This window comes from Okeania sp. SIO2B9 (assembly GCF_010672505.1).
GTDB lineage: Bacteria > Cyanobacteriota > Cyanobacteriia > Cyanobacteriales > Microcoleaceae > Okeania > Okeania hirsuta.
Window position 1 is genome coordinate 1 of record NZ_JAAHGK010000143.1, and the last position, 8,771, is coordinate 8,771.

Below are 8,771 nucleotides of genomic sequence, written 5' to 3' on the forward strand. Positions count from 1 at the left end.
TCCCTCATCAACATCTGTTCATATAATTGAACCAAGCAATCTTGAGCTTGTTGTAAACTCATCTGGCGTACCTGAGTCTCAAAAGACCGAACACTAAATTGCTTTTCCAGTGGCATTTCCATCGGTTGGTCCATAGTTTTACTCCATATTCATAGTAACAACTATTCACTGAGCCTACTTCAGAGTAAAATCAGTAAATTTAGATACAAAAAATTTATCTGGATTGCTCCAAATATACCTTGTTAGATTCAGCGATCGCCATACATTTTCTACAACTGCGAGAATAAATATGAATATCACATCATGTTACAAAATATAACAAATATTTGACAAAACTGCCATCATTTTTCTCGTATCACAGATATAAAAAGAGCAAATATTGAGAATTTTCTTCTGCCTTAAAGAAATCCTAGATAACAGTCAAGAGTAAAGATGCTCATTTTGAACAAATTTCTGATGAGTAGACAATTTCTCAAAAGTCTTAAGCAGAAATTTAAACAAGTGGAGTTCTCTTAAGGTTTATTTCACAAAGAGGGGATCAAATCTAAAAATAAGTAGTATGCTGAAACAAGTAACTATTACGACTAGCATTATTAAAAATGTTTTATAAAAAATCTAAGTACAACTTATTGGCCATAGCTATAATACTCAGCTTCGTCAGCACTACTTCAGCTGATGCTTCGACTCTCAAACCAAGAGCAAAACAAACCCAATTAGCGAACACAACAATTATTGCCCTTGAAGTAGAAGCCAAAGAAGAATTCGATCGTGGGGTGAAACTCTACAAGGAAGGAGACCTGACATCAGCAGAAGCAGCATTCCGCAAAGCTATTGAATTAGATTCAGAATTTGCAGAAGCTTATGCTAATCTGGGCAGTCTTCTAGCCAATCAAAATAATTTGTCAGAAGCAATTTCCCAATTTGAAAATGCTGTTCGCCTCAAACCAGACTTAGCAGTGCTTCATTATCAACTAGGGGTAGCATTGTATTTGGAAAATAAACGACCTGAAGCATTAGTATCTCTCACTAAAGCCAGAGACTTATTAAAAGAACAAGGTAAAGGAGAAGATGCAGAAAAAATCGAGAAAGCAATACAAAGAATTCAAGCAGAATCTTAAGAGAAAAGCACAACTCAAGATAGCGGCATTACATAGACGAGTAGCTAACATCCGCAAACATGCACTTCATAAATTAACAACATATTTAGCTAAAAACCACAGGGTTGTTGTTATAGAAGATTTTAACCTCAGCGGTATGTTAGCCAACCGTAACCCACCCCCATCCCCTCCCAGGAGGGGAGCTAGAGGGGTGGGTGCAGGCCAGTGATTTTATGAGTTTAGGCGACAGCTTGAATATAAAACTCAGTGGTACGGTTGTGAGCTAGTGGTAGTTGATAGATTTTTTCCATCGTCAAAGATTTGCAGTAGGTGGGGTAATGTTAAAGATATGCCCTTATTCTATGATTTATTTATAAATGAGGAATAGATATATGTTGAAAATTGTTATTGCTCGTCCAGGAGAAAACTGAGTTATGAGACAAATTACCTTAACCCCCGAACAAGAAAAATTGGTGGTGGTGCATAGTAATGGTAGAGAGAGTGTGGGGAGATGGGGACCCACCCCTAACCCCGACCGTGGAGGGGAGTATGGGAGAAATTAAAAAATATATATCTTCACCAAAACCCATGCAGGACTACCGAAAAATTTTTAGAAAGATTATTGAAGACTGGCAGATATAATACATTTCAAGAGGCAATCGCTAGAGTATTTCAGTTATTAGAAAAAGAAACTCACCTGTCTCAAAAATAAATATAGGGAAGTTCCATGGAACCTCCCTAATAAAGGTAAAGATTTGTCTCTACTACTTGAAAGATGTTACCTTCTTACCTAATTTGGAAATTATCCTCAGTAATAGTGGGCGCACCATCAAGGATAGCAAACTGAGTAGAATCATCACTTGTATTGTAGAACAGACCGCCAGATGCTTCACTGTAAACAATGAAAGCATCAGAGCTACTGACAGCAGCATTATTGTTAACAATTTCAAAATCACTATCAACACTGAAACCAATTCCCGCAGAACTGTCAAGAGCAGTAAAGGTTGACTTATCAAGAAGAATTCGATCGCCTTGGTTTCCATCTTCATCTGGTCTGAGGTCTGGTTGGAAATTATTGATGGTATCAACACCAAAATCATCGGAGTCAAATTCTTGATTACTATTGAAGATAAAGAGGTCAATACTTGCACCACCAGTTAAAGTATCGTCGCCAGCACCACCATTGATTCGATCGCGACCTTGACCACCATTCAACACATCATTACCATCACCACCAAATAGGTGATCGTTGTCTTGACGACCTTGAAGTACATCGTTACCATCCTGACCATACAGGGAGTCACTGCCACGACTACCAATAATTTCGTCGTCACCAAAACTACCTACTAAGGTATCCGCGCCATTCAAACCGATAATAGTATCATCTCCATTACCACCACGGCGAACGTCTCCCTCGGAAGTACCTGTAATTGACTGACCTTCATTAGGATCTGTATCTTGAATAACGATTTGACCTACTTGATTCTCTGTATCAACTACATAACCATCTTCTGGTTGCAACTCAATGGTTGTAGTTTCATCATCTTCATCTTCACCATCAAAAATAGTTGTCCAGGTAACGGTTGCTGTAGTTGCCCCTGCATCAATAGTAATAGCAGAACGTGCGAGTTCATCACCTACTGCTTCAAGTTCTTCTAGGTTAGAAGCATTGGTTAGCTCAGGAGGAAATTCTATATCGCCAAAAGCATTATCAGTATCCGTTTCTGACCAAACTACTCGTAAACCACCTTCTGGAGCAGGTACATTTAAGTTGAAAGTTAAAGAATATTCTGCTCCATTTTCATCAACAGTCTCAGGTTCAACGTCAATACTGACTGTAGGAATAGCAACTCCTATTCCTGGTGCTAAGTTTAGAGGTTCGTCTAGGTCTATCTGAATAATCTCGTTATTATCAATATCCGGTCCCCGACCAATGGAGAAAGGATAGTTGTTGTCGTTGGCAACCAGAATAGTGTCTTTATCAAGAACTAACACATCCTCAATGGTAACAAAGGGGAAGTCAAAAGTAGTGTCGCCATCTCCGTTGAGGTCGTTGGGGTCGTCAATATTTAGTAAGTCTACAACTTCCTCTTTCTCAACAAAACCTTCATCATCAACTACAGAAATGTCAATCTTAAAGATTTTCTTGAATTCAGCTGCATCTCCTTGACGACCATCCCTTTCAATGACTAAAAATTCGTCGTTATTGATGGGAGTAAAATCACCAATGGCATGACCTGGTACATCGGTAGGATAGAAACCAATTAGATCGGTGAAAGAGCTAGACTCAGGATCGAATTCATATATCCGGAGGGCATTATCTGGATCGCCAACAACTGCACCCTCTAATAAAGGATAGAAAGTTTCGCGATCGGGGCTGAATGCTAGACCTTCATAACCACGGGAAGTCCGTATATTTGGTTCATCAATAAATTGCTCTACAACTATGCTGCCAGTAGCAGGGAAGTCAGTAAAGAAACCATCTGCACCAATTTCGATGAGTTGTTCAAATTCTTCTCCAGGAGTTTGAGGTGTACCATCAGGGTTGAGAGTAAGGAAACGCTCTTCATCACGCAAAGTGTAGGGGTGAACCTGCAAACCTGCATCATGTGCCCAATCTATTAGTGGTAATACCTCCCCAGTTAATTGAGTGGTAATTTCCGCATTACCGTCACCGTCACCATCAACGGGTGTATCTATATCATCCCGGAGCAAGAAACTGTTTTTCCAAGGTCCTAAACCTTCAGCGTAAGTGCCAATAAGTTCAATGACTTCCGCGTTTGCTAGGTCGGCGTAGGTGGGAACACTAGAGAAGTCAATTAGGTCAGCTAGGTTGCCGTAGATAGCACGAGTATTAGCAGTTTCTAGGAGAGGTTGTAGCCTTTCAGGATTAAAGGAAATATCAGCCTGAGTTGCTCCTATAGGTTCAATCCCAGTAACTTTAACTATCATGTCGTCAAAGTCTTGATTGGAATTAGCAAAGGGCAACTCCTCGGCGGCAATGATGAATTCGTTTTCAACTTCGGAATAAATAGCAAACTGAGGATTGCTCTCTGGATTCAAAGCATTGTTAGTTGAAAAGGTGTAACTTTCGGCTCCTAATCCGGTAGGATCGCCAATGGGCAAGCTGTTTATTAGGCCAAAGTGAACTTGCTGACTAAAGTTATTGGCAACTTCATCACCATTAATAGCAACTACACCTGCCTCGCTAATAGTAACTTCGATGGACTTAGGTGCGCTGTCTGGACCAGCAAATAGAACGACAGTGTTATCGGGATTGGTGGCATCCTGTAGAATAAATTGGTTAGTATCTTGGAGGTTGCCAAACTGATCGAGTATCTCTTGGGGAGCTCCAGGTCCGGGATTTTTCTCAGCTAAAAGGGTTACGCTAAAAGCACTACCAGTGAAGGTGGCATAGTTGACCTGATCTGCGATAGCATCAATATCACTGGGTTCAAACTCCTCGGCATTAGCAACGAAGTCGAAAGGTACTGAGAACCCACCGCCACCTTCGTTGATGAAGGCATCTTCAATGTCACCGAACAACTGCACTAGCTTTAGGTTTTCGAGACCTTGAGCAGGTAATATTTCGTTGCGCAGTTCAAGTAGGTTTTTAACTTCAAAGGACTGAATGAAAATACGGTTGGGGTTGGTGAAACCTGTATCTTGCAGAGTTTGAATTAGAGGTTCTTCTAAGGATAAACCCTGTTCATCGAAGAATGTCGGGTGTTTGGTTTCTGGATAGATACCAACTTCAAACCCAAAACCTTCCATTTCTTGTACCAACTCGATAACTTCTTGGAAGGTGGGAATTTCAAACTCACCGTTGAAAGATTGGTCGCGGAAGTCACGAGATTGAACGGCACGCAGTTGTTTGATTTCTGCTAGGGTGAAATCTTCAGCAAAGTAACCAGTTTTTTCTTCACCGTCAAGAATTTTCGTGCTTTGGCGTTCTGGACCGAATACTTCAGCAACGTTGGTGGTATCGTCTAGCAGTGGTTCGTGACGAGCAATGAGGACACCATCGGAAGTAATTACGAGGTCTGGTTCAACAAAGTCCGCACCTTGAACAATAGCTAAACGATATGCTTCTAAGGTATGCTCTGGGAAGTCACCACTTGCACCCCGGTGTCCGATAACTATTGGTGCGCTGCCGTCGAGAGTATTAAAATCATTGAGGTTAGGATTTTGGGGCGCTCGTACTTCGTCGGCAACAATAGCATCCCGAACGGGAACTCCTGTGCGTGCGAAGTCGGTAAAGAAACCATCTGCACCAATATCTATTAGTTGCTCGAATTCTGCTTCGGGAGTTTGAGGTCTACCGTCTTCGGTCAGAGTTAGAAAACGTTCTTCATCCCGCAAAGTATAGGGGTGAACCTGTAAACCTGCATCGTGTGCATCCTCAATAAAGGAAGTAATTTCTCCTGTTAACTGAGACCTGATTTCTGCTTCTCCGTCTCCGTCTGCATCGACTGGAGTATCCAGAGATTCCCGCAACAGAATGTTATTCTTCCAAGGTCCTGCACCTTCTGCATAAAGGTTGCCAATAACTTCTAGAAATTCTACACTGTCGAGGTCTGCATAAACTGTATTTTCAGAGAGAGGAACTTCTACTGCATCTATGAATTCTTCACCGTAAATATCTACTAAGTTGTTACCTTCAGCGACATTAAAACGGATATCGAAGGGGAAGGAGAACCCAGCTTCAGGATTAGCTCCTTCAGTAGTATTTCCATATAGTTGAACTAAAGGAATATCTCCGAGTTCTGCATCATCTAATTGTCCTTGTAAGTCAATTAAGTTAGCAAATTCAAAGGACTGGATGAAAATACGATCAGGGTCGGTAAAATCTGTATCTTGCAGGGTTTGAATTAAGGGTTCTTCTAAAGATAAATTCTGTTCGTCAAAGAATGTAGGGTGTTTGGTTTCTGGATAGATACCAACTTGAACACCTGTTTCTGCTTCTACTCTTTGAACGAGTTCGATGACTTCTTCTAATGTCGGAATCTCAAATAACCCATCAAAGTTAAGGTCGCGGTAGTCACGAGATTGAACGGCGCGTAGTTGTTTGATTTCTGCAAGAGTAAAGTCTTCAGCAAAATAACCAGTTGTTTCTTCACCGTCAAGAATTTTGGTGCTTTGGCGTTCTGAACCGAATACTTCAGAAACGTTAGTGGTATCATCTAGCAGTGGTTCGTGACGAGCGATAAGTACACCGTCAGAAGTAGTTACGAGGTCGGGTTCGATGAAGTCTGCACCTGCGGCGATCGCCGCTTCATAAGCTGCTAAAGTATGTTCGGGTAAGTCTCCACTTGCACCTCTGTGGGCAATAACTAGAGGATCTTGGCCGTTAAGAGTGTTGAGTTCGATCGGGTTTGGTGTGGCAATAGGAGCTTCTAGTAAAGTTCCCGTACTATCGAAGTGTAAAATGTAAGGCCCAAATTCGTCTCCGATCCAAATATCTCCATCATTATCTATAACAAAAGATTCAATATCAAAGTCTGCTCCAGTTAAGAGGCGATCGCTTGTATCTTCATTGACAATATCAAATGGTATAAGATTATTAGGATCTGCTAGTTGAATAAAATCTTGAATTTCAACGCTAGTATCACCATCTTCTGCTCCAGCAAAGTCGGGGTCAACTTGATATAGTCTGAGCAAATAATCTGCACTATTTCCTTGAGAACCGAAACCGTTATCAGAGAGAAACCAATAAGTACTGCCATCTTCGCTACCAGGAGCAAATTGAACGCCACTAAATCCTTGTACTGGTTGACTATCGAATGGTGTTTCTCGATTATCTGTATTAATGAAGTTCCCTGATGGGGGACCTGCTGCAAATGTGTCTGCTGGTAATACAGCAAAGCCTTTTAATTCTGCCATTTGATACTCCTCTCACCTGAAAATTTACATTGATGTTTTAGATTGATTTTCTATTTGGAAATTTGATAAAAAATAGAAAGATTTTATCTAAGGCATGAAAATAAAGTCAAGAAATATGCCTCGTAGTTGATTTTTAGGAATCAATCTAAATCAAAATGTCTGAACAAGCTGAAATGTCTATTTGACTCTTTCAACTTTGCTCTATAAATAAATTGGAAATTTTTACTAATTCCCATGACATCTTATTGGGTGAACATTAAATAAATATTTCCAGGAGGTTAAGAAAAGATTTATTTTCGGTTAAATAAATAAAAAAATAGTTTTTTTACAGAAAAGAAGTATTTTATCTATATTTTTTAGGCTACAAAAAGAAAACAGGACGTACACAAAAGACGAAGTTATACATCATTTGTAGTGGGTTAATACCAATTTGATAAATATTTGCTACATTTTCTGAAGCGGGGGAGTAGGGGAGTGGGGGAGTGGGGGAGTGGGGGAGAATTAAACATAAGAATAATTAACAATAACTGGCGTGCTAATTATCAAGAAAATTATTAGCCAGTTATTGTTAATCACTTAATAATTGAAGTGTCACTTAAGTATAGGATTCTTTTTTTAAATTGGTATAACGGCCGTTAGCTCCTACCATAAGTGATGGTTATAGGTAAGTCCTGAAAAAGTTTAGTATAGGTATTTCAGCAAAATTAATTGTGTATGAACTTCTCTGTATGTAACGTTTAGAGAGGAAATTATATACAAATTTTTTGGCACTACTACTTAACTTAGTTATAAAAATTAAGTTAGTCGCTTAACATCAAAATTTTTTTGCTAAATTTCATGGAAATACTAAATAATTTTGGTGAACTGAAAAATGACTAACTTGATAAATATTGTTTTTTTGTAAATCAAGAAAAATTAGTATTTTAGGTGAATTTATATCAACCTACTGCCATGGCAGGAAATGTTGTAATGTCTGACTATAGAAATTTGCACCTCAGCTATCAGTCTAATTTTTTCTCTGTGGAAAAACATAGAGATAACTTAACTTGTAGCGTAAGCATTCAGCCATTAGTAGTAAGCTATTTCTTTGGAAGGTTACACAAACAGCAATTAATAATGAATAATTACTTGTAAGGTTGGGGAAGGAGACTTTGGCAGTAACTTTTTATTCTTTCTCAATTTCTCAATTGCTTTTACCTTTCCCAACATTAATAGCTGATAGCTGACGGCTGAATGCTTAACTTTTAGCACTTCGCTTTCTACTGAGAATAAGGGCAAAATACAATTTTAAATTTTAACTTATTGCCATCAATTAATAAGTATTAAAAGTCACAATTTTGAATCAAATATTTGAAATTATTAGTAAATACATTTTGCTTTGAAGAAGGAAAAAGTGGATGAGGACTCAAATCACAAGCAATTTTAAAAACCGTATAGATGGCAGAGTATTAAACCAAAAAGAAAAAGATAAAAATATGGAAATCTTTATTGCTAGAATAAAATTAAACTATTATAAATCCTCTTTTTCTAAAAGCGCAGCGCCAAAAAAATGCTTACTCAAAAAAAATTCCTAAACCACTATGGTTATACCAATTAACTTTAAGAATTTCACAAATAGTTTCAAACTTTAAATGTTAAATAATTGCCTGAAACTATTGTATTGTCAAAGTTTTTAGTCATCTCAAATCTAACTTCTGACTTCTAACTTCTAACTTCTGACTTCTGACTTCCGTTTCCCTGATTCCTCTCTTGATGCACTACCAGGTACTTCTAGTCTCTGATAAAGGAGCT

Annotated in this window: 6 protein-coding genes and 1 pseudogene; 5 read left to right on the top strand and 2 right to left on the bottom strand. The window is 38.8% G+C overall.

Features of this window, described 5'->3' with window-relative positions:
* A partial coding sequence (locus F6K13_RS07540; protein ID WP_287287139.1) for an NblA-related protein occupies positions 1 to 134 on the bottom strand: 134 nt, incomplete at its 3' end.
* Between the two features lie 465 nt (positions 135 to 599).
* Here F6K13_RS07540 and F6K13_RS07545 point away from each other — a divergent pair.
* The 4 genes and pseudogenes from F6K13_RS07545 to F6K13_RS07560 all read left to right on the top strand — a co-directional run bounded on the left by F6K13_RS07545 (position 600) and on the right by F6K13_RS07560 (position 1,660).
* A complete protein-coding gene (locus F6K13_RS07545) occupies positions 600 to 1,118 on the top strand; it encodes a tetratricopeptide repeat protein (protein ID WP_124144534.1) in 519 nt (172 codons plus the stop codon).
* Positions 1,069 to 1,326 carry a transposase gene (locus tag F6K13_RS07550; RefSeq protein WP_133433961.1) on the top strand — a complete coding sequence of 86 codons (258 nt, stop codon included), beginning with the start codon at positions 1,069 to 1,071 and terminating at the stop codon, positions 1,324 to 1,326. Before F6K13_RS07545 ends, F6K13_RS07550 begins: the two co-directional genes overlap by 50 nt.
* A 12-nt stretch (positions 1,327 to 1,338) precedes the next feature.
* Positions 1,339 to 1,485, top strand: a pseudogene (locus F6K13_RS07555) (zinc ribbon domain-containing protein); the annotation flags it as partial.
* 46 nt (positions 1,486 to 1,531) lie between these two features.
* Positions 1,532 to 1,660: a hypothetical protein gene (locus F6K13_RS07560; RefSeq protein WP_275670340.1), complete on the top strand. Its 129-nt coding sequence runs from the start codon at positions 1,532 to 1,534 to the stop codon at positions 1,658 to 1,660.
* Between the two features lie 223 nt (positions 1,661 to 1,883).
* Here the strand turns inward: F6K13_RS07560 and F6K13_RS07565 are convergent, their stop codons facing one another.
* Positions 1,884 to 6,980 (bottom strand): glycerophosphodiester phosphodiesterase family protein, encoded by a 5,097-nt coding sequence (locus F6K13_RS07565; RefSeq protein ID WP_282433671.1) that lies wholly within the window; start codon positions 6,978 to 6,980, stop codon positions 1,884 to 1,886.
* A 1,397-nt stretch (positions 6,981 to 8,377) separates the two neighbouring features.
* Between F6K13_RS07565 and F6K13_RS07570 the strand changes: the two genes are divergently transcribed.
* Positions 8,378 to 8,554, top strand: coding sequence for a hypothetical protein (locus tag F6K13_RS07570; RefSeq protein WP_161564465.1), 177 nt, complete (start codon positions 8,378 to 8,380; stop codon positions 8,552 to 8,554).
* Positions 8,555 to 8,771: the final 217 nt, after the last annotated feature.